Genomic DNA, 19,342 nt, shown 5'->3' on the forward strand with positions numbered 1-19,342 from the left:
CCCCCCTCTAATTAAAAGAAAGAGACCGGTATGATCGAAATAAAAGATTTGCACAAGTCCTATAAGACCGGAAATAATTCCCTGCACGTCCTAAAGGGAATAAATTTTAATGTCGCCGAAGGAGAACTTGTCTCAATTATGGGGTCTTCCGGATCCGGTAAGTCCACACTTCTCAACATCCTGGGAATGCTTGATGAGGCCGATTCGGGCACGTATACGCTCGACGGAGTTCCTATCAAAAATCTCAATGAAAAAATAGCAGCCCGCTACAGGAATAAATTTCTGGGATTTATTTTTCAGTCTTTCAATCTTATAAATTACAAGACAGCTCTTGATAATGTCGCTTTGCCCCTTTATTATCAGGGTATGAAGCGCAAAGAAAGAATTGAGCGCGCAATGGCATACCTCGATAAAGTAGGTCTTAGTCCCTGGGCGCAACATCATCCCAACGAACTTTCGGGAGGTCAAAAGCAAAGAGTTGCAATAGCCAGAGCCCTTGCCAGTGATCCTAAAGTTTTACTGGCCGATGAGCCTACCGGTGCGCTTGATACCAAAACGTCTTATGAGGTGATGGACCTCATTCAAAAGATCAACGAAGAAGGGCGTACGATCTTGATCGTTACCCACGAGCATGATATTGCCGAAATGACAAAACGCATCGTCAATCTAAAGGATGGTGTAATTATAGATGATAAAAAAGTAGATCAGGTAAAGGCACTGCAGTATGTTTGATCTGGAACGTTGGGAGGAGATCTTCGAAACTATCCGTAAGAATAAATTGCGGACCTTTCTTACCGGGCTCTCGGTAGCATCCGGGATCTTCATTCTTGTCGTCTTGTTGGGTATTGGCCAGGGCATGAGGAACGGGATCGGCGTCCAATTTGAGCAGGATGCGGCCAATATTCTTTATATCTGGACAAACAGAACTTCTGTAGAATATAAAGGCTTGAATCCCGGGCGGGAGATAAGACTAAAGAACACCGACTATCAAACTACTGCCCAGAAATATATTGATGAGCTCGAGTACAAATCTGCCGTTTACAGGATCTGGAATGGGGTGGTTACCTTTAAAAAGGAATCTGGATCATACAGGGTAGAAGGGGTGCTTCCAGACTACCAGTTCCTTGAGAACAGTACTATGACAGAAGGCCGGTATCTTAACTACACCGACCATGAGAATTATGAAAAAGTAGCCGTTATTGGGAACCGGGTAAAAAATGACCTTTTTAAAGAGGCAGATCCTATCGGCAAATACGTCGAAATCTCGGGAATTAACTTCAAGGTCATAGGGGTTTTCACAGATCCCGGAGGGGAACGTGAGGAAAACAGGGTATACGTGCCTCTGTCAACCGGACAAAGGGTCTTTTATGGTCAGAACTACATAAACAATATGGCCTTTACCCTTGATAAACAGGACAATTTCGAAGCGGCACTGGCTGCGTCAAATAAATTTTCTTCAGAACTTGAGGCATTTTTAAAGGAACAACACAGTGTAGCTCCCGAAGATGACCGTGCTATCAATATTAATAATTCTCTTGAGAATGCAAAGCGGTTTTACGACCTCATGGACATGATCAAGTACTTCTTCTGGGGAGTAGGAATATGCACAATAATAGCCGGGATCGTGGGGGTTAGTAATATTATGCTCATAATTGTAAAGGAACGCACCCGGGAGATTGGCGTGCGAAAAGCTCTTGGAGCAGAACCTTTGTCTATAGTGGGGATGGTGCTGCACGAATCTATTTTTGTAACTGCCATTGCCGGGCTGGTAGGACTAATTGGAAGTCTTGCCCTGCTTGAGCTGGTGGGACCAATGATAGAAACAGAATTTATTACAAATCCTTCGGTGAATTTTGGGATTGCACTTACTACAGTGTTCATCCTGGTGATTGCCGGAGCACTCGCGGGATTCTTTCCTGCCTACAGGGCAGCCAGGATCAAACCTATTGTCGCATTAAGAGATGAATAAGCATGTTTAGCAGAGATAATTGGGACGAAATACTGGAAGCCCTTAGCGCCAACTGGTTTAGAACCATTCTTACCGCATTTGGGGTGCTTTGGGGGATATTTATCCTCGTGATCCTGCTTGCTGCCGGAAAAGGTTTGGAAAACGGGGTGAAGCAGGGTTTTGGCGGAATGGCAACGAACTCCATGTTCATGTGGACGCAGGTTACCTCCAAACCGTACAAAGGTTTACCTAAAGGAAGAAGATATAACTTCAAGATTGATGACGTTGCAGCTATAAAACGCGAAGTACCAAATATGAGGTTCGTGTCCCCACGAAATCAATTGGGAGGCTTTGGCGGTGGAAACAATGTTGTAAGAGGGCTCAATACCGGTGCTTTTAACGTATATGGTGATTATCCCGAGATAATACAGCAGGAACCCATGGACATTACCTCAGGAAGGTTTCTCAACTATTCAGATATTAATGATAAAAGGAAAGTGGCTGTTATTGGGGATGGGGTTCGAACGGTTTTGTACAAGCAGGGAGAAGAGGTACTTGGAACTTACATTAAGATCAATGGGGTAAACTTCATGGTAATTGGTACCTATAAAAAGAAGGGGAACAACGGTAATTCGGAAGAAAATCAAAAACAAATTTACGTGCCATTTACTGCATTTTCTCAGGCCTTTAATCAGGGGAATAATGTAGGGTGGATGGCGATCACCGCCCAGGATGGCTCTTCAATTACCGAATTAAAAGGGGAAGTGCTGGACGTCATCAAATCCAGGCATTCCATACATCCTGAAGATGACAGAGCAGTTGGGAATTTTGATCTTTATGAAGAGTATAACAAGATCAACGGTTTATTTGTCGCACTAAAAAGCGTCGCCTATTTCGTGGGAATCCTTGTGCTTTTATCCGGGATAATTGGAATAAGCAATATCATGCTCATCGTGGTTAAAGAACGCACCAATGAAATTGGAGTGAGACGTGCTCTTGGGGCTACACCCTGGGCTATTAGAGGACAGATCCTTATGGAGTCTATCTTCCTTACAATTATTTCGGGAATGGCGGGAATAGTACTCGCTACAGGAGTGATTGCTCTTGTGAACCAGGCACTAAGTGGAATGGATACTTCAGAAATGATGTTCCTCAACCCCAGCGTAGATCTTGGGGTAGTAATGGTGGCATTGGGTATCCTTGTAATATCGGGATTGCTGGCAGGTTTGATTCCGGCTCAAAACGCGATTAAGGTGAAACCTGTAGATGCTTTAAGAACAGAATAACAATAAATACAAATAAGTAACAGAATGAAAAGAGTTGTAACTATCCTGATCCTGGTTGTAATTGCAGTAGCTTTTACCGGTGCATTGTACTACCTGTATGCTAAAAATCAGGAGGATCCAACGGTGTACGAAACCGAGCAGGCTTCAGAACAAACCATTGTGAAAAAGACAGTGGCAACCGGGAATATTGTTCCTAAAGAAGAAGTTTTGATCAAGCCCAATATCTCGGGAGTTATTGAAGAAATATATATCGAAGCCGGGGATCGCATCAAGGCCGGGGATCAGATCGCTAAAATCAGGGTGATCCCAAATGTTTCTTCCCTGCAGAGTGCTAAAGACGCAGTGCAGACTGCGAAGATCAACTTTGATAATGAAACTAAAAATTTTGAACGTCAAAAATCCCTTTTTGAAAAAGGTGTGATCTCTGCCAATGAATTCGATAATGCGCAGGTTGGATATAGACGTGCAGAGCAGAATTACCGGTCTGCACAACAAAATTATGAGATCGTTCGCACAGGAACAACCAGTGGGTTGGGAAGTGCAGCCAATACCATGATTCGTTCTACAGTGGAAGGTATGGTGCTGGATGTTCCTGTTAAGGTTGGAAACCAGGTTATAGAAAGTAACAACTTTAATGATGGAACTACAATCGCTGTTTTGGCCGATGTAAATGAGATGATCTTTGAAGGGAAGGTAGATGAAAGTGAAGTGGGGAAAATAAGGGAAGCCCTTCCGCTGGAAGTGACTGTAGGAGCCATTGAGAACAAAACTTTTAATGCTGTGCTGGATTATATTGCGCCTAAAGGAGTTGAGGAAAACGGGGCTATTCAGTTTGATATTGAAGGCACCTTAGATAAGGCCGATACAACTTTTATCAGGGCAGGATTGAGCGCCAATGCTTCGATCATTCTCGCACGGGCCGAGGATGTGCTTGCAGTGCGTGAAGCATTGATACAGTTTGATCCTAAGACACAGGAACCGTTTGTTGAAGTGGCTACAGGGGACCAGGAGTTTGAACGCAGAGAAGTTGAGTTGGGAGTGAGTGACGGTATTTTTGTAGAAATCAAGAACGGTATTACCGCAAATGACAAGATCAAAGTTTGGAATCAATTAAAACCAGCCGGGCCAACTGCACAGGTGCAATAGATTGTGTCTTTGTGTAACAAAAAAGGTTCATAGAAGACTTATATTTTACAACTACCATTATGAAAAGATTTTTATTAACTGCAGTTTTCCTTTCCTCTTCCTTTTTAGGGTTTTCGCAACAAAAAGAATGGACACTTCAGGAATGTATTGAATATGCACTTGACAACAACATAAGCGTAAAGCAGTCACAACTTGATGTGGAGCTGGCAGATATTCAGATATCTGATGCTTTCGGAAACTTCCTGCCGGGATTGAATGCTTCGGCTTCCAATTCCTGGAATACGGGACTTACCCAAAATGTTACTACAGGTATTCTTCAAACCCAAACCACGCGGAACTTTTCCGCAGGAGCTACAGCGGGATTAACCCTGTTCGACGGATTAAGAAATTTTAAGCAATACCAGTACGCTAAAATGGCAAAACTGGCCAGTGAATATTCCCTGGAGCAAATGAAGGATGATATTGCCCTTTTTGTGGCCAATGCTTACCTGCAGGTACTCTTTAACAAAGAAAGTCTTAAGGTGATCCAGGCACAGCATCAAATAACCCTTGAGCAACTGGAGAGGGCTGAGGCTTTAGTAGAAGCAGGTTCCCTTCCCAGGGGTGATCTACTGGAGATAAAAGCTACTTCTGCAAATGAGGTACAGCGAATGATCGTGGCCGAAAACCAGATCGAGATCTCTTTAGTCTCCTTAGCTCAATTGCTTCTTATTGAAGATTATGAAAACTTTGACATTGCCGACAGAGACTACGAAGTTTTTGGAAGTGAGGTCCTGGAAATGCCGGTTTCTCAGGTGATTGATGCTGCCGAGGAGGAGCGTTACGAAGTGAAAGTTGCCGAGATGAATACAGAACTGGCAGAAAAGGAGCTTGAGATAGCTCGTGGGGCTTACTGGCCTACTCTCGGTGCCTTCTTTAATTACAATACAAGAGAATCTGGTGCCGGGCGATTTATTTCTGCAGGTCTTGATCCCGATGAGCCTTATCGCCAGATAGGTTTTGTAGAGGCAACCGAAGAAATTGTTGTGGCGCCGAACATGGTCACCGAAATCGGAAATCCCCTTCCCTTCTTTGAACAACTTCAGCTTAACGATGGTATCTCTTATGGGGTTCAGGTTAGTGTGCCTATTTTTAATGGATTTAGCACCCGTAATCAGGTAAAAAGAAGAAAAGTAAATGTACTGAGATCTGAGTATCAACTGGAGCAGACGAGGCTTGATCTTGAGGCTAACGTTTACCAGGCTTATACAGATGCCCGCGGTGCTTTAAAAGCCTACGAGGCGGCACTGGTGGCACGGGAAGCCCAGGTATTGGCTTATGAGTACGCTACAGAACGCTATAATGTAGGGATGACTAATGCTTTTGACTTTAGCCAGGCGAAATTTAATCTGGAGAACGCAGAAAGCGAAGTGGTAAGAACTAAGTACGATTATATTTTTAAATTAAAAGTGTTGGAACTGTATTTTGGAGTGCCAATCACAGACCTTAAATTCTAAGTAATGAAGAAAAAAACTATTTATATAATTGCCGGAATTACCGTTTTAATCATTGTCTTGCTCGTGGTAGGCAAAAAAGCAGGATGGTTTGGGAAATCGGGTAATTTCAAAGAAGTTGAGGTTACAGAAGTACAGAGATTTGATGTTATTGAAAAAGTATCGGCAACCGGAAAGATCCAGCCCGAGGTTGAGGTAATGCTTTCCTCGGAAGTTTCAGGAGAAATTATAGAGCTTCCAGTAGTAGAAGGGCAGCAGGTTCAAAAAGGGGATTTGCTGGTGCGTGTTAATCCTGAAATCTACCAGTCCAGCCTTGAACGTTCCCGTGCGGGACTTCAGAATATAAGATCTGGCCTTTCACAGGCAGAAGCTTCCTTAAAAGAAGCTGAAGCCAACTATGAGCGAAATAAAACCCTTTTTGAAAAGGGAATTATCTCCAAGGCCGAATGGGATAGGATCGTTTCTTCCTATGAAGTAGCACAGGCTTCTCGACAAGCTGCTTTTTACAACGTAAGAAGTGCCGAAGCCAGTGTCAACGAAGCCTTGGAAAATTTGGGGAGAACTAACATCTATGCGCCAATGAGTGGAACCATTTCTTCTCTTGATGCCGAGCTTGGAGAAAGAGTAGTGGGTACACAGCAAATGGCGGGTACCGAAATTCTAAGAGTGGCTGATCTTAACGATATGGAAGTTGAGGTAGATGTTAATGAAAATGATATAGTAAAGATATCAATAGGGGATTCTACTTTAGTTGAGGTGGATGCTTATCTCAAGCAGGAATTCCAAGGAGTGGTTACAGAAATTTCAAACTCAGCCAACGCTACAGCTACGGCCGATCAAGTGACTAATTTTAAGGTAAAAGTGAGAATACTTAAAGAATCTTATGACCACCTGCTCGAAGGAAAACCTGAAAATTTTTCTCCTTTTAGACCGGGAATGACTGCTACCGTAGACATTATCACCAATCGTCGCGACGATGTGATTGCCGTGCCTATTAGTGCGGTGGTTGTGAAAGCTGATACAACTGCGGGCAGCCGTGACAAGGAAGAAGATAAAGCCTCTCCCGAGGAGCTTTTTGAAACTGTCTACATAAAGGAAGGTGACGAAGCCAAGGTACGTGTTGTTGAAACAGGGATACAGGATGATGCGAGGATTGAGATCAAAGAAGGTCTGGAGACAGGCGAAATGGTCATTACGGGCCCATATAATACCGTCACCAAAGTTCTTAAACCCGGGGACAAAGTTGAAGTAAAAAATGAAACCGAATAAATCGTTAACTTGCGAGGGTGATTCTATGTATTGAAACAGCTACCACAAACTGCTCGGTAGCACTGGAGAATAAAGGGAAGTTGCTGGCTTTGAAAGAAGACTACAGCAGTAATTATTCACATGCCGAAAGGCTGCACCTTTTCATTGAGGAGATCCTTAAGGAGAATGATGTGCAGGCCGGCGATCTGGAAGCCATTGCTGTTAGCAAAGGCCCCGGGTCCTATACGGGTTTACGAATTGGAGTTTCGGCTGCAAAAGGCCTTTGTTTTGCCTTAGACCTGCCCCTTATCTCGATCCCTACTTTAAAGTCTCTCGCTCTACAGGTAAAGCAGAAAAAAGATGGTTTCATTATTCCTCTTTTGGATGCCCGAAGGATGGAAGTCTATACCACCGGATTTACCGCAGAATATAAAAAGGTGTTTGATACCCGCGCAGAAATTTTAAATTCAGATTCATTTTTGGAATATCTGGAAAATGCTGCGGTAACTTTTATTGGGAGTGGAGTGGAGAAGTTCAGTAAGATATGTGAACATCCCAATGCTACCTTTATTGAAGGGAAGTTACCTTCTGCCGGAGAAATGGTAACCCTGGCGGCAGAAAAGTTTCAGAAGCAAAAATTTGAGGATGTAGCCTACTTTGAGCCATATTATCTTAAAGATTTTATGGCAGGGTAGCCAAAAAAATAACAAAAAAAAGGTTCCAAAAATGACAATTTTTGGAACCTTTTTTTTGTTCTAAACCCTGGTTTTATTCTGTAGCAGATTCTTTGCTGTGGTTAAAGAAATGTACATCGCGCTGCGGGAAAGGAATGGAAATACCGGCAGCTTCGAGACGTGTTTTAGCTTCTTCAATTGTATACCAGTGGCAATCCCAGAAATCTTCAATTTTGGCCCAGAACCTAACCGAAAGATTTACAGAGCTATCTGCCAGTTCGGTGACCACTACGGCGGGAGCAGGATCTTCCAGTATGTTTTCCTGCTCTTTGAGCAGCTCCAAAAGAACGTCTTTAGCTACCTTGATATTGCTGTCATAAGAAATTCCAATGGTGATGGCATCTCTTCTGGTATTTTCAGCTGAATAATTTACAATATTTTCATTCGACAGTTCGCCGTTAGGAATTATGGCCAATTGGTTTCCAAAGGTGTTGAGTCTCGTGTAAAACATAGAAATATCTTTCACACTACCCGAAATACCATTTACTTCAATCCAGTCTCCTAATTTAAATGGTTTGAGCAAAAGGATCAAAACTCCGCCGGCAAAATTTGAAAGAGAACCCTGCAGTGCCAAACCAATGGCCAGACCTGCGGCCCCTAAAATGGCAATAAATGAGGTAGTTTCAATCCCAAGCATACCTACCACACTAATTAGTAGTAGTACTACAAGCGCCCCATTTGCCAGGTTCAAAAGAAATTTGGTTAAAGCTGGATCATGGCCTTTGTTGTCAAAGAACTTTTTAAGGTAACCAATGACTAATTTAATTAGCCACCAGCCAATGACCAGCCATAGGATTGCTCCCAGGAGATCGGGCAGAAAGCCTAAGAATTGTTGGAAATATTCTGCAGTTATGGTTTTAAGATCGGTAATTTTCTCCATCTACTTTACATGATTTACTGCAAAGGTGGCAGAATCGGTCATTTTTATGCGTTTAGGAACTGTTAAAATTATGTGAAAGAAGTATGGGAAGGAAAGTTTGCAGAAATAAAAAAGCTCTCCGAAGAGAGCTTAATTAACTAATTAAATTATGCCTGTAACTTAGGCATCTACTTGAAAAGTGATCTTAACGATCACCCGGTAGTCTGTAATACTATCGCCTTCTATATTTGCTGTTTGATCCTTAACGTATACAGATTTTATATTCTTTACAGATTTTGCTGCTGTTTTCACTGCATTTTTTACGGCATCTTCCCAACTTTTGTCAGAATTCGCCATAATCTCCAGTACTTTCATTACTGCCATAATTCTTTTAATTTAAGGTTAGTATTTGTTTTAATCGATTGATTATCAATATACAAATTTCCTATGCAAAGTATTTCCAAGAAATTGTTAAACCTTTTCTTTTGGCAAGAACCTGCCTATGGAATTAATGAAAAGATTGAGATATATAAAGCCCTCAAAAGTTAAACACTTATTGAGGGCCAGTCTGGAATTATTTTTATTTTTTAAATAATATTCCCTCTTTCATCTGTTTTAATCCTGATAACTTCTTTTCCGTTTTCCAGCCTTAATTTATATCTTTTATCACTTCCTCTTTCATCGTGATAATTGACAAGATAAACATCTTTTGAAATTGACCAGTTGGGATATTTCTTCATAACGTTTTTTCGAACGACATCTGGGATCCCTGCATTCTTATATCTTTCAATGGTTCTAATTAATTTACCATCCCTGTCATAAGCCGCGAGCACAGACCCTTCAGGTATAAAAAAACTTACCTCATAAGTATCATAATCATCATGGTAAATCTCTGACGATTTGATATCATACGACGCAACATGTTCAGACAGCTTTTTCACTGGTATGGCAACCTGTTCATTAGTTACGGCATCCAGATATTTATAGTTTACCGCAACCAAATTTACTTCTTTGAGTTCCTCAGGTTCTGTAATCTGAGCAAAATTCGGACTCATTATTCCAAAAAGGAATAATATTGAAAGCACTTTTTTCATAACTGAATATTTTAGTTAGTACTGTTTAGTTGTTTAAAACTAAGTTATTATACTAAGTTAATATTTATAACTAACTGAAACAAAGTTATTTATATAATTATTTTGAGTATTACCATTCGGGTTTTGCATTTATATTAACCATGGGTTTTCCCGCCTTTCTATAAATAATTCATATTTTGCAGTGCCAAACCCGCTTTTCTTAATGGAAGATATCTATATCGTAATGCTGGTTGCCCTCTTTGCTCTGGCAGTCACAGATCTTGTTGTTGGGGTGAGTAATGACGCCATTAATTTCTTAAGCTCGGCAATTGGATCCCGTGCTTTTCCCATGAAGACCATACTTATAGTTGCCAGTATTGGTGTAGGTGTGGGCGCAATCTTTTCAAGTGGCATAATGGAGGTCGCCAGAAAAGGTATATTCATGCCGGGCGAATTTTATTTTGAGGAGATCATGATCATCTTTATGGCAGTAATGATCACCGATGTTCTGCTACTGGACTTCTTTAACTCCCTGGGATTACCTACTTCCACCACGGTATCTATAGTTTTTGAACTACTTGGTGCGGCAGTCAGTATTGCAGCAATCAAGATATACAATGAGTCCGGAAATTACGGGGATATCCTTACCTATATCAATACATCAAAGGCCACCGAGATCATTATTGGGATCTTACTGGCCGTCGTCATTGCTTTTCTCATTGGGGCTATAGTCCAATATCTATCACGCTTAATTTTCTCTTTTCAATTTGAGCAGAAAGTTAAGTACGTAGGTGCCATTTTTGGAGGGGTGTCTTTAACAGCGATTCTATATTTTATTCTTCTGAAAGGTTTAAAATCGGTCACTTTTATTCCTGAAGCTTACCTCGATTACCTGGACAATAATACATTAATCATTATCGGGATAGGCCTGGTGTTTTTTACCGTTATCTCGCAGTTGTTAATGAGCATATTTAAAACTCATATCCTCAAGTTCGTGATCCTTGTGGGTACCTTTTCCCTTGCACTTGCTTTTGCCGGAAATGACCTTGTGAATTTTATCGGGGTACCAATTGCCGCCTGGCAGTCTTTCGAATTATGGCAAACAGCCTATGCCTCTTCCGGGGTTTTACCTTCAGAATTTTCTATGACCGGCCTGCAGGGGGAAGTTTCAACGCCCCCGTTTCTTTTATTGGGAGCAGGGGCAGTCATGGTAGTGACCCTTTGGTTTTCACGAAAGGCGCGAAACGTGGTGGAAACAGGAGTTAATCTTTCCCGACAGGGAGAAGTGACAGAGAGATTTGATCCTAATTTCCTTTCTCGCGGAATTGTACGCTATTCTGTATTACTGGGAAATGTAATAGGCGCCATAACTCCCCAGCAGGTAAGGAGTAAAATAGAAGAGAAATTTCAGAAACCGAAGGCTTTTACCAGAGATGTCGAGGATACTCCGGCCTTCGACCTTGTACGGGCTTCGGTCAATCTTGTAGTGGCAAGTATTCTTATCTCTATTGGTACCAGCCTAAAATTACCGCTTTCGACCACTTACGTTACTTTTATGGTGGCTATGGGTACTTCATTAGCAGACAGGGCCTGGGACAGGGAAAGCGCTGTCTATCGCGTTGCCGGTGTTGTAAATGTTGTGGGTGGCTGGTTTGTTACCGCACTGGTAGCTTTTTCGGCAGCGGCTATTTTTGCCGCGATAATCTATTTTGGTGGAATTATTGCCATTACAGTGCTTATTGGCCTGGCGATCTTCAGCATAGCCCGCAGCTTTGTGCTTCATTCCCGAAAAGAGAAGGAGAAGAAATTAAAAAAGCCTTTCCGAAGGAATGACATCAGCACCATTAATGACATAGTAGTGGAGAGCTCAAAAAATATTTCGGGCATCGTTTGCGGAGTGAACCAGATGTTTTCCAAGACGGTGAAAAACCTTGGCTATTATGACAAGAGTAAACTTAAAAAGAACAAAAAGTCAATTAAAAAACTTGAATCTGAAATTGATGAGCTAAAGCGGAATGTCTTTTACTTCATCAAAACTATTGAGGAGGGTTCCCTTGATTCCAATCGTTTTTACATACTTATCCTGGATTACCTGCAGGATATTGTCCAGTCAATTGGTTATATTACAAGGAACAGCTACAATCACGTGAATAATAACCATAAGAACCTCAAGTTTAATCAAATAAGGGATCTAAAAAGGGTAGATGATAAAATGCAGGCTCTGTTTGACGAGATAGAGGATATTTTTGATAAACAGGATTTTGCACGTATTGATGTGGTATTGGCAGGGAAGCAAGCGCTTTTGAGTGATGTTGGGGACCTTATAGAAAAGCAGATCAACCGTATAAGGACCACCGAAAGCAGTCCTAAAAATTCTGAGCTTTATTTTGGTTTACTTCTGGAAACCCGTGACCTCATTACCTCTACAATGAACCTCCTGGAGCTGTACCGGGAATTCAATATCGCTGTAGAAACCACTCGATTTTCGGCTGGAGCACCTCAAAAAAAATAAGACCGCAAAACCCCATTTTTGAAAGGTCTTGCAGTCTTTAATTTTTATTACTTCAGTTAACCTGAAGTTTAATTTAACCTGCGGTCGATTTCTTGTGTGCCTTTATTAACCAAAGAGTCAATTCTTGTTGAAGTCTTTCGCACAACAGAATCCAGGTTCTTAATTCTCTTTGTTTTTGCGGTAATAGTAGAATCAAGATCCTCTACCTTATCCAAGCCGCGGTTAACAGCAGAATCAAGTTCTTCTGCACGGTCATTGATCCTGTCCAGTTGCTCATCCACTCTGGAATTCATCTCCTGGCAGCCGGTAAAGATTGCTGAAACACCAAGGATCAACAACGGGATTTTTACGAATTTGCTTATTTTTTTCATAGCTCTATATATTAGGAAACCTAAATCTTTAACTTTCAGTGAATAAAATCTTTAAATTACCCATTAATGGCTTCCACGCGTTCCACCCGTCCTGCAAGCATATCCTTTAACATGGTTTCGATTCCATTTTTAAGGGTGATTGTGGAAGAGGGGCAACCGCTACATGCTCCCTGAAGGATCACCTTAACTAGTTTTTGGTCCTGGTCATAGCTTTCAAACAGGATGTTTCCACCGTCACTTGCAACTGCAGGTTTGATGTATTCGTCAAGAATGGCAACAATTTCCCTGGAGGTATCATCCAGTTCAATCTTCTGTACCGGGGCTTCTTCTTTATTTTTTGTAGAAGATGGTTGTTCGCTGTCGTCCAGTAAAACATCTTTTCCCTGTTCCAAATACTCTCTCATAAATTCCCTGAGCTCCTGGGTGATTTCCTCCCATTCGGCAATGTCAAATTTCATGATAGAGAGGTAGTTTTCATCAATAAAAACTTCTTTTACAAATGGGAAATGAAATAGAGCTTTGGCTAAAGGTGCGTTTTTTGCCTCATCGATATTCTTAAATTCCACGCTTTGAAGCACCAGTTTCTTATTGGAAACAAACTTCATCACAGTTGGGTTTGGAGTACTCTCGGCATAAACGGTTACCGGAATTTTTTTGACTTCCTCTTTGGGAGGAGTAACTACAGTTCCGCCACTGTTTAAAAATGACTCTATTTGCTCCGAAATTTCTTGCTGTACATCTTTCCAGTGCACAATGTTATACTTTTCAATAGCCACAAAATTCTGGGCTATATAGACCTTTTTTACAAACGGGAGGTGAAATAGCTGTTGGGCTAAAGGAGAACGTCCTGCCTCTTCAATATTTTGAAATTCAAAGCTTTCATGTTTGGTCAAAAAAACGTTAGCCTCGAACTTAACAATAGTAGGTTTAGTGGTAGGCTGTATATTTATGGTGATATTTTTCATGTCGAAATTTTTGCAAAAGTACAATTTTCTCTTTGCATTCTACCTCTTATTTAGAATGATTCAATGCTTTTAGAAATCCAGATGGTTAACCTTGAAAGAACCGGCAGGGGCGGGGATAATGTTCTTAAGAATTTCCGGGCTGCCATTCGTGAAGAACTCGGGTAAATGTTGTTGATTCCCGGTAAGGAGGTCAAGACCTTGCAGAACTACCTTAGTCTGTTTTGCCACGGCCATGCCCGAATCGATGATCTTAACATGTGCGGGAAGAATTTTCTCAAGCGTGGGAATTAAATAGGGGTAATGGCTGCATCCCAGCACCAGGTGATCAATTCCTGCTTTGATCATTGGGTCCAGTAATTCTTCAAGCATCTTCTTTAAAAAGGAAGAATCTTTTTGCCCTTTTTCGATCTCCTCAACTAAACCTTTTCCCACAACCTCGATGATCTTGTTGTCTTTAGAATAAAGATCTGATGTCCTTGCAAAAAGGGCGCTGGAGAGGGTTCCTTTGGTTGCCAGTATGCCAATACATTTAGTCTCACTTTGCAAAGCCGCAGGCTTAATTGCAGGTTCTATCCCAATAAAAGGTACATTGTAAGAGGATCTTAGGTGAGTGATGGCATTTGTCGTTGCCGTATTACAGGCCACTACAATGATCTTAGCACCCATTTCCAGTAGTTTTCGGGTATTTTTGACACTTAGCCTTACAATCTCCTCGGGAGGTTTTTCTCCGTATGGGGCATTAGCGCTGTCGGCTAAATAAATAGTGTGTTCCAGGGGGAGCAGGTGATGGATTTCTTTCCAGATGGAGGTGCCGCCAACACCCGAATCAAAAATCCCAATAGGCTTATCTTTACTCATTCCTGTAAAAATAAAAACTGCGCATCAATGATGCGCAGTTTTTACAATATTTTTTGAGAATGGAAATTAAATTCCTAACTCTTTCTTTACATCTGGCATTAGGTCATATCCATCGGCCATGATCACTCCCGTTCCAGTTGTTGAGTCAAGAACATAATCAAACTCTTTTGCACGAGCTACTTTTTGGATTGTAGTACGGGCTTTTTCGAAAACAGGCTTTAGAAGATCTACTTCTTTCTTTCTAAGATCCTGCTCAGCAGTTTGACGGTACTCGCCAATAGATCTTTGGGTTTGTTGAAGCTCTAATGCTCTTTTTTGATTTTCTTCATCGGTTTTGGTTTGAGCTTCGGCTTCATATCTTTTCATTGTACCCTGTGCTTCAGTTACCATCTCCTTGATCTGGGTATCGTAAGTCTTTTGTAGTTTTTCTAACTGGTTCATTGCAGTTTTGTAAGACGGCATTTGTTCAATTAGTTCCTGAGTTGCAATGTGAGCTACTTTTGTTTGTGCGTTTGCAAAAGAGGATGCTCCCAGGATTAAAGCTACAGCTATTAGAAGTGTCTTGAATTGTTTCATTGTTTAAAAATTGATTATTTAGATTATTTAATTGTTGAATTATTTACCGAAAATTTAATAATGGCCTTTTAATTATTTCTGTTTTCTTCCCTCGCTTTGGCTACGGAATCTTTTTTTCGCTGGCGTTCTTCTAATATTTCTTGCCTGCGTTTCTCCAATTCCTCCTTCTTTGCCGTGCGAATTGAGTCTCTTACCCTGCGTCGTTCTTCCAGTAGAGCTTCTCTTTCTTCTTTTCTTTGTTGTTGCAGTTGTTCTCTTTCTGAAAGTACCGCATCTTCTTCAACAGTCTTTGCTTCCTGTCTTACCAGTTCCCGTTTTTCCTGACGGGTTTCCAACTCTTCACGATTAGAGGCCCTGGTAATGCTTCTAAGAACCTGGTCACTAACATCCAGCCGGTCGGCTGCATATAAAGTGATGACATCTGCCGATTTATCAAAGATAAGATCGTAATCCCTGTTTTTAGCAATTTCCTGCACCGCAACAAAAACCTGATCCTGAATTGGCTTTACCAATTGCAGCTTTTGTGTTATAAGATCCCCATTGGGACCAAAACGTTTTTGCTGGTAATCAAGGATCTTTTTTTCTTCAAACTTTATTTCATCCTCCCGGTCACTAATCAACTCACTTGTCAAAAGCGGCCTTTCATTCGCAAGATCCTGCTTCATTTTTTCAATCCGGTTCAATTCTGTCTCTATCTCTCTTTTCCACTGTTGAACTTTGTTTTCAAGTTGAGCAGAGGCTTCCTGATATTCGGGAACATTCTCCAGAATGTATTCCATATCTACATAACCAATTCTTACCGTTTGCTGCGCCTTTGCGGCAAAGCCTGAAAAGACTAAGAAAGCAAGTGTTATAAGAATGGAGTTTTTCATAATTAATGGGTGTATAGAAAATACCGTGCCAAATTAAAACTGCTGTCCAATTATAAAATGTGTTTCCCAACCGTTTGCTTTGGTCTCCCCTGGAATTGGATCGAATCCATATCCAAAGTCTATTCCAAGTAATCCAAACGCCGGCATAAAAATTCTTAGACCAGCACCTGCCGCCCTGTTGAGCTGGAAAGGATTATAGTCCCTAAAGTCATCAAAAGAAGCACCGGCTTCAAGGAAAGTTAGGGCAAAAATAGAAGCTGTAGGCTTTAAAGTAATAGGATATCTCAACTCCAGGGAATACTTGTTGTAGATAGTGGCCCCATCATTATCTGATGCAGCACTTAATACACCCCTGTCCACAGGGGTAACCGACTGGTTAGGATACCCTCTTAGAGCAATAGCTTCCCTTCCGTCCATACTGTATGTTCCCATACCATCTCCTCCAAGGTAGAATCGTTCAAAAGGAGGCACCCCACGATCATTATTGTAAGCACCTAGGAAACCATATTCTGCGTGCGTTTTTAATACAAGTTTATCATATAGGTTAGTATACCAGGTACCGTTAAATTTGATCTTATAGAATTCTAACCACTTGTATTTTTCCTGGTCAATCTTTGCTTGATCGGGAACGGGATCTTCTCCCTCTCTTAATGGTCTTCCCTGCCTGTTGATCAAATCGCCGTTTGCGTTTTTAAGCTGAAATTCGGTCTGGTCTCCCAGATTAGCATAATCCACATCGTTAAATAGAGAATAAGGCGGAGTAAGTTTTGCAACCACCTCAAATTTCGAACCTCCCATTGGGAAAATAGGATTGCTGAAGGTGTTGTCGCGGGTTAGTCCTAAGGTTAAAGAGAAGTTATTGGAATATCCATCTCCAAAGGTGAATAAACCAGTATTATAATTACTTAGGTTGTAGTGCTGGAAGGCAACTGCAGTAGAAAATACAAAGAAATCATCTGGTACTGTAAGCCTTCTGGCAAGACCAAATGTAATACCCGAAATAGAGAACTTTCGGTCTTTATCTGCCTCGCGGTTCCTGTAATCATAGAAATATTGTTCTGTGTGCTGCAGGGATGTTGAAAGCCTTACAGGTTTTTTTCCGCCCCACCAGGGTTCAGAAAAGGAAAGGCTGTAAGTCTGGTAATAAGTACTGGCCTGTGCACGCAAAGAAAGTGTTTGTCCATCTCCCATTGGTAAAGGACGGTAAGCATCTTTATCGAAAAGTCCGCTTAGAGAGAAGTTATTGAAGGATAATCCAAGGGTTCCAACAAAACCTCCGCCTCCATAACCTCCCTGGAGCTCAATTTGGCTGGCTCCTGCTTCCACTACAGAATATTCCAGGTCCACAGTGCCCGTGCTCTGGTCAACTTCTTTAAAGTCAGGAGTAAGGTTTTCAGCATCAAAGAACCCTAATTGCCCAAGTTCCCTTACGGTTCTTACCACAGCTTCCTTGCTGTATTTGTGGCCGGGTTTGGTGCGTATTTCTCTGTAAATTACATGGTCTTTGGTCTTGTCATTTCCAATTACCGTAATTTCATCAAAATAGGCAATTTTACCTTCTCTTATTCTTATTTCGAAATCTATGGTGTCATTGTAAACCTTTACTTCAACCGGGTTAATGTTAGAAAAGAGGTATCCATTATTTTGATAAAGGTTGGTGAGATCATTTGCATCGGGTTTGGTGTTATCGGCGATCTGTTTTTCAAGCAGCACTCCGTTATAAACATCTCCTTTGCCTATTCCCAGTCTTCTTCGTAACTCCTGGTCTGTATAAACAGAATTTCCAATGAATTCAATATCACCAAAATAGTATCGGTTTCCTTCCTCAATATTGATTTGCAGAGCTACGTCGTCTTCATCTACACGAATAAGACTATCAGAAATTATTCGAGCATCGCGATATCCTCTTTCTTTATAAACATTAAGCAACTTCTGCTTATCTGCCTCATATTCTTCGGGAATAAATTTCGATCGCTTCCAGAATCTTAGGAAATTTTCCTGTTTGGTTTTTTTCATGGCTCGTTTAAGACGGGCGTCAGAAAAGGCATCGTTACCGGTAATTTCGATATCCTCGATCTTCACTCTCTCTCCCTTATCCACGTTGATTACCATATTTACCGTGTTCCGGTTCAAAGTGTCTTCGACAGGTACGGTATTAATGGCAACTTTGGTGTTGAGGTAGCCTTCATCTTTATAAGTGTTCTGGATAAAATTTCTGGTGGTGGTAATCAGGTTTTCCGTGATCTTAGTACCTACCGTTAGCTTATTCTCTTTTATGAGTTCCTCCTGTTTCTTTTTCTTGATGCCCTGGATCCTCACATTCGCAAGTGCAGGAACTTCCTGGATTTCCAGTTCAAGATCGGCCACGTTACCTTCTATGTTGGTAACATAAATATTGATATCGCTGAAGGACCCTACATCCCATAATTTTTTAAGTACCTTGCTTATGCGGTCGCCGGGAATAAAGATCTTTTCGCCCTTTTTTAGACCGGTATATGCAATGATGGTTTGTTCATTAAAGGAAACATTTCCTGTAACCTTAATTTCACCTATTGTGTACTCCTGTCCGTTTGCAATTGGAAGATCCTGTGCTACTGAAGTAAAATTTATTAAGAGGCCAAGGGCCAAAAGTGCTAATGTAGATTTTGTTTTAAAGGCACTAACTAAGTTGCTCACTTGTTTTTCCAAATCTTCGTTCTCTGTTTTGATAGTTATAAATGGCTTCGTAGAGATCCTCTCTCCTGTAATCTGGCCATAGTATTTCTGAAAAATATAATTCGGCATAAGCTATTTGCCATAAAAGGAAATTGCTTATGCGTTGTTCTCCGCTTGTTCTTATTAGCAAATCTACATCTGGTAAATTGCGGGTGTAAAGATGCTTATTTATAACCGATTCATCAATATCTTTAGAGGAAAACTCACCTGCAGCCACTTCATTCGCGATTTCCTTCACCATATTACACAATTCTTCCCGGGAACCATAGCTTAAGGCCAGGGTAAGGGTCATCCGGTTGTTTGACGAGGTTTTCTCAATTACCTCCTGCAATTCTTTAAAGGCTTTTGGAGGTAAAGTGTCAAGGCAACCTATGGCGTTTAACTTGATATTGTTGTCCTGAAGGGTTTTGATCTCTTTTTTTAGGGAAGAAACTAAAAGTCGCATGAGCATATCCACTTCCACCTTGGGTCTGTTCCAGTTTTCTGTAGAAAATGCATAAAGGGTGAGATTTTCAACCCCTAATTCTGCACTTGCTTCCACAACTTCCCTAACCGCTTTAGTGCCTTTTTCATGGCCTCTTACGCGCATTAAACCCTGTTTTTTTGCCCATCTGCCGTTACCATCCATAATGATGGCAATGTGTTTGGGTAATTTTTTAGGGTTAATGTTCTCTTTAAAATTCATA

At 41.2% G+C, this 19,342-nt stretch carries 18 protein-coding genes; 8 read left to right on the forward strand and 10 right to left on the reverse strand.

The window, feature by feature from the left end:
* Nucleotides 1-30: 30 nt before the first annotated feature.
* The 7 genes from LA313_RS08410 to tsaB are packed head-to-tail and all read left to right on the forward strand — an operon-like array spanning nucleotide 31 to nucleotide 7,816.
* A complete protein-coding gene (locus tag LA313_RS08410; protein WP_228914238.1) occupies nucleotides 31-732 on the forward strand; it encodes an ABC transporter ATP-binding protein in 702 nt (233 codons plus the stop codon).
* Complete coding sequence (locus LA313_RS08415) at nucleotides 725-1,969, forward strand: ABC transporter permease (RefSeq protein ID WP_228914239.1); 1,245 nt, start codon at nucleotides 725-727, stop codon at nucleotides 1,967-1,969. Before LA313_RS08410 ends, LA313_RS08415 begins: the two co-directional genes overlap by 8 nt.
* A 2-nt stretch (nucleotides 1,970-1,971) precedes the next feature.
* A complete protein-coding gene (locus LA313_RS08420) occupies nucleotides 1,972-3,234 on the forward strand; it encodes an ABC transporter permease (protein WP_228914240.1) in 1,263 nt (420 codons plus the stop codon).
* A gap of 24 nt (nucleotides 3,235-3,258) precedes the next feature.
* On the forward strand, nucleotides 3,259-4,380 hold the full coding sequence (locus LA313_RS08425) for an efflux RND transporter periplasmic adaptor subunit (RefSeq protein ID WP_228914241.1): 1,122 nt from the start codon (nucleotides 3,259-3,261) through the stop codon (nucleotides 4,378-4,380).
* A gap of 59 nt (nucleotides 4,381-4,439) precedes the next feature.
* A complete protein-coding gene (locus LA313_RS08430) occupies nucleotides 4,440-5,876 on the forward strand; it encodes a TolC family protein (protein WP_228914242.1) in 1,437 nt (478 codons plus the stop codon).
* Between the two features lie 3 nt (nucleotides 5,877-5,879).
* On the forward strand, nucleotides 5,880-7,142 hold the full coding sequence (locus LA313_RS08435; protein WP_228914243.1) for an efflux RND transporter periplasmic adaptor subunit: 1,263 nt from the start codon (nucleotides 5,880-5,882) through the stop codon (nucleotides 7,140-7,142).
* 17 nt (nucleotides 7,143-7,159) lie between these two features.
* Entirely contained in the window at nucleotides 7,160-7,816 is a 657-nt protein-coding gene (gene tsaB / locus LA313_RS08440; RefSeq protein ID WP_228914244.1) for a tRNA (adenosine(37)-N6)-threonylcarbamoyltransferase complex dimerization subunit type 1 TsaB, read from the forward strand.
* Nucleotides 7,817-7,889: 73 nt separating this feature from the next.
* On the opposite strand, the gene LA313_RS08445 is transcribed toward tsaB, so the two are convergent.
* The 3 genes from LA313_RS08445 to LA313_RS08455 form a co-directional block, all read right to left on the reverse strand.
* A complete protein-coding gene (locus LA313_RS08445) occupies nucleotides 7,890-8,735 on the reverse strand; it encodes a mechanosensitive ion channel family protein (protein ID WP_228914245.1) in 846 nt (281 codons plus the stop codon).
* A gap of 159 nt (nucleotides 8,736-8,894) precedes the next feature.
* On the reverse strand, nucleotides 8,895-9,098 hold the full coding sequence (locus LA313_RS08450; RefSeq protein ID WP_228914246.1) for a dodecin family protein: 204 nt from the start codon (nucleotides 9,096-9,098) through the stop codon (nucleotides 8,895-8,897).
* A gap of 203 nt (nucleotides 9,099-9,301) precedes the next feature.
* Complete coding sequence (locus tag LA313_RS08455) at nucleotides 9,302-9,808, reverse strand: nicotinate-nucleotide adenylyltransferase (protein WP_228914247.1); 507 nt, start codon at nucleotides 9,806-9,808, stop codon at nucleotides 9,302-9,304.
* A 202-nt stretch (nucleotides 9,809-10,010) separates the two neighbouring features.
* Here LA313_RS08455 and LA313_RS08460 point away from each other — a divergent pair, with 202 nt between their 5' ends.
* Nucleotides 10,011-12,299, forward strand: a complete 2,289-nt coding sequence (locus LA313_RS08460) for an inorganic phosphate transporter (protein WP_228914248.1) — start codon at nucleotides 10,011-10,013, stop codon at nucleotides 12,297-12,299.
* A gap of 68 nt (nucleotides 12,300-12,367) precedes the next feature.
* On the opposite strand, the gene LA313_RS08465 is transcribed toward LA313_RS08460, so the two are convergent.
* The 7 genes from LA313_RS08465 to LA313_RS08495 all read right to left on the reverse strand — a co-directional run bounded on the left by LA313_RS08465 (nucleotide 12,368) and on the right by LA313_RS08495 (nucleotide 19,341).
* Complete coding sequence (locus LA313_RS08465; RefSeq protein WP_228914249.1) at nucleotides 12,368-12,670, reverse strand: hypothetical protein; 303 nt, start codon at nucleotides 12,668-12,670, stop codon at nucleotides 12,368-12,370.
* Between the two features lie 56 nt (nucleotides 12,671-12,726).
* Complete coding sequence (locus tag LA313_RS08470; protein ID WP_228914250.1) at nucleotides 12,727-13,635, reverse strand: NifU family protein; 909 nt, start codon at nucleotides 13,633-13,635, stop codon at nucleotides 12,727-12,729.
* Nucleotides 13,636-13,704: 69 nt separating this feature from the next.
* Entirely contained in the window at nucleotides 13,705-14,493 is a 789-nt protein-coding gene (murI, locus tag LA313_RS08475) for a glutamate racemase (protein ID WP_228914251.1), read from the reverse strand.
* A gap of 66 nt (nucleotides 14,494-14,559) precedes the next feature.
* Nucleotides 14,560-15,069 (reverse strand): OmpH family outer membrane protein, encoded by a 510-nt coding sequence (locus LA313_RS08480; protein WP_228914252.1) that lies wholly within the window; start codon nucleotides 15,067-15,069, stop codon nucleotides 14,560-14,562.
* A 68-nt stretch (nucleotides 15,070-15,137) separates the two neighbouring features.
* Nucleotides 15,138-15,941, reverse strand: coding sequence for an OmpH family outer membrane protein (locus tag LA313_RS08485; RefSeq protein ID WP_228914253.1), 804 nt, complete (start codon nucleotides 15,939-15,941; stop codon nucleotides 15,138-15,140).
* A 33-nt stretch (nucleotides 15,942-15,974) separates the two neighbouring features.
* On the reverse strand, nucleotides 15,975-18,629 hold the full coding sequence (gene bamA, locus LA313_RS08490) for an outer membrane protein assembly factor BamA (protein WP_228914254.1): 2,655 nt from the start codon (nucleotides 18,627-18,629) through the stop codon (nucleotides 15,975-15,977).
* Nucleotides 18,601-19,341, reverse strand: coding sequence for an isoprenyl transferase (locus LA313_RS08495; RefSeq protein WP_228914255.1), 741 nt, complete (start codon nucleotides 19,339-19,341; stop codon nucleotides 18,601-18,603). The genes bamA and LA313_RS08495 overlap by 29 nt, the downstream gene beginning before the upstream one ends.
* Between the last annotated feature and the right edge of the window lies 1 nt (nucleotide 19,342).

This window comes from Salinimicrobium sediminilitoris, from assembly GCF_020866905.1.
Taxonomy (GTDB): Bacteria; Bacteroidota; Bacteroidia; order Flavobacteriales; family Flavobacteriaceae; genus Salinimicrobium; species Salinimicrobium sediminilitoris.

What these genes read in the sequence shown, in the direction of transcription:
- LA313_RS08410 (WP_228914238.1), top strand. Translation starts at nt 31, where the DNA reads ATGATCGAAATAAAAGATTTGCACAAGTCCTATAAGACCGGAAATAAT.
- LA313_RS08415 (WP_228914239.1), top strand. Translation starts at nt 725, where the DNA reads ATGTTTGATCTGGAACGTTGGGAGGAGATCTTCGAAACTATCCGTAAG.
- LA313_RS08420 (WP_228914240.1), top strand. Translation starts at nt 1,972, where the DNA reads ATGTTTAGCAGAGATAATTGGGACGAAATACTGGAAGCCCTTAGCGCC.
- LA313_RS08425 (WP_228914241.1), top strand. Translation starts at nt 3,259, where the DNA reads ATGAAAAGAGTTGTAACTATCCTGATCCTGGTTGTAATTGCAGTAGCT.
- LA313_RS08430 (WP_228914242.1), top strand. Translation starts at nt 4,440, where the DNA reads ATGAAAAGATTTTTATTAACTGCAGTTTTCCTTTCCTCTTCCTTTTTA.
- LA313_RS08435 (WP_228914243.1), top strand. Translation starts at nt 5,880, where the DNA reads ATGAAGAAAAAAACTATTTATATAATTGCCGGAATTACCGTTTTAATC.
- LA313_RS08445 (WP_228914245.1), bottom strand. Translation starts at nt 8,735, where the DNA reads ATGGAGAAAATTACCGATCTTAAAACCATAACTGCAGAATATTTCCAA.
- LA313_RS08450 (WP_228914246.1), bottom strand. Translation starts at nt 9,098, where the DNA reads ATGGCAGTAATGAAAGTACTGGAGATTATGGCGAATTCTGACAAAAGT.
- LA313_RS08455 (WP_228914247.1), bottom strand. Translation starts at nt 9,808, where the DNA reads ATGAAAAAAGTGCTTTCAATATTATTCCTTTTTGGAATAATGAGTCCG.
- LA313_RS08460 (WP_228914248.1), top strand. Translation starts at nt 10,011, where the DNA reads ATGGAAGATATCTATATCGTAATGCTGGTTGCCCTCTTTGCTCTGGCA.
- LA313_RS08465 (WP_228914249.1), bottom strand. Translation starts at nt 12,670, where the DNA reads ATGAAAAAAATAAGCAAATTCGTAAAAATCCCGTTGTTGATCCTTGGT.
- LA313_RS08470 (WP_228914250.1), bottom strand. Translation starts at nt 13,635, where the DNA reads ATGAAAAATATCACCATAAATATACAGCCTACCACTAAACCTACTATT.
- murI (WP_228914251.1), bottom strand. Translation starts at nt 14,493, where the DNA reads ATGAGTAAAGATAAGCCTATTGGGATTTTTGATTCGGGTGTTGGCGGC.
- LA313_RS08480 (WP_228914252.1), bottom strand. Translation starts at nt 15,069, where the DNA reads ATGAAACAATTCAAGACACTTCTAATAGCTGTAGCTTTAATCCTGGGA.
- LA313_RS08485 (WP_228914253.1), bottom strand. Translation starts at nt 15,941, where the DNA reads ATGAAAAACTCCATTCTTATAACACTTGCTTTCTTAGTCTTTTCAGGC.
- LA313_RS08495 (WP_228914255.1), bottom strand. Translation starts at nt 19,341, where the DNA reads ATGAATTTTAAAGAGAACATTAACCCTAAAAAATTACCCAAACACATT.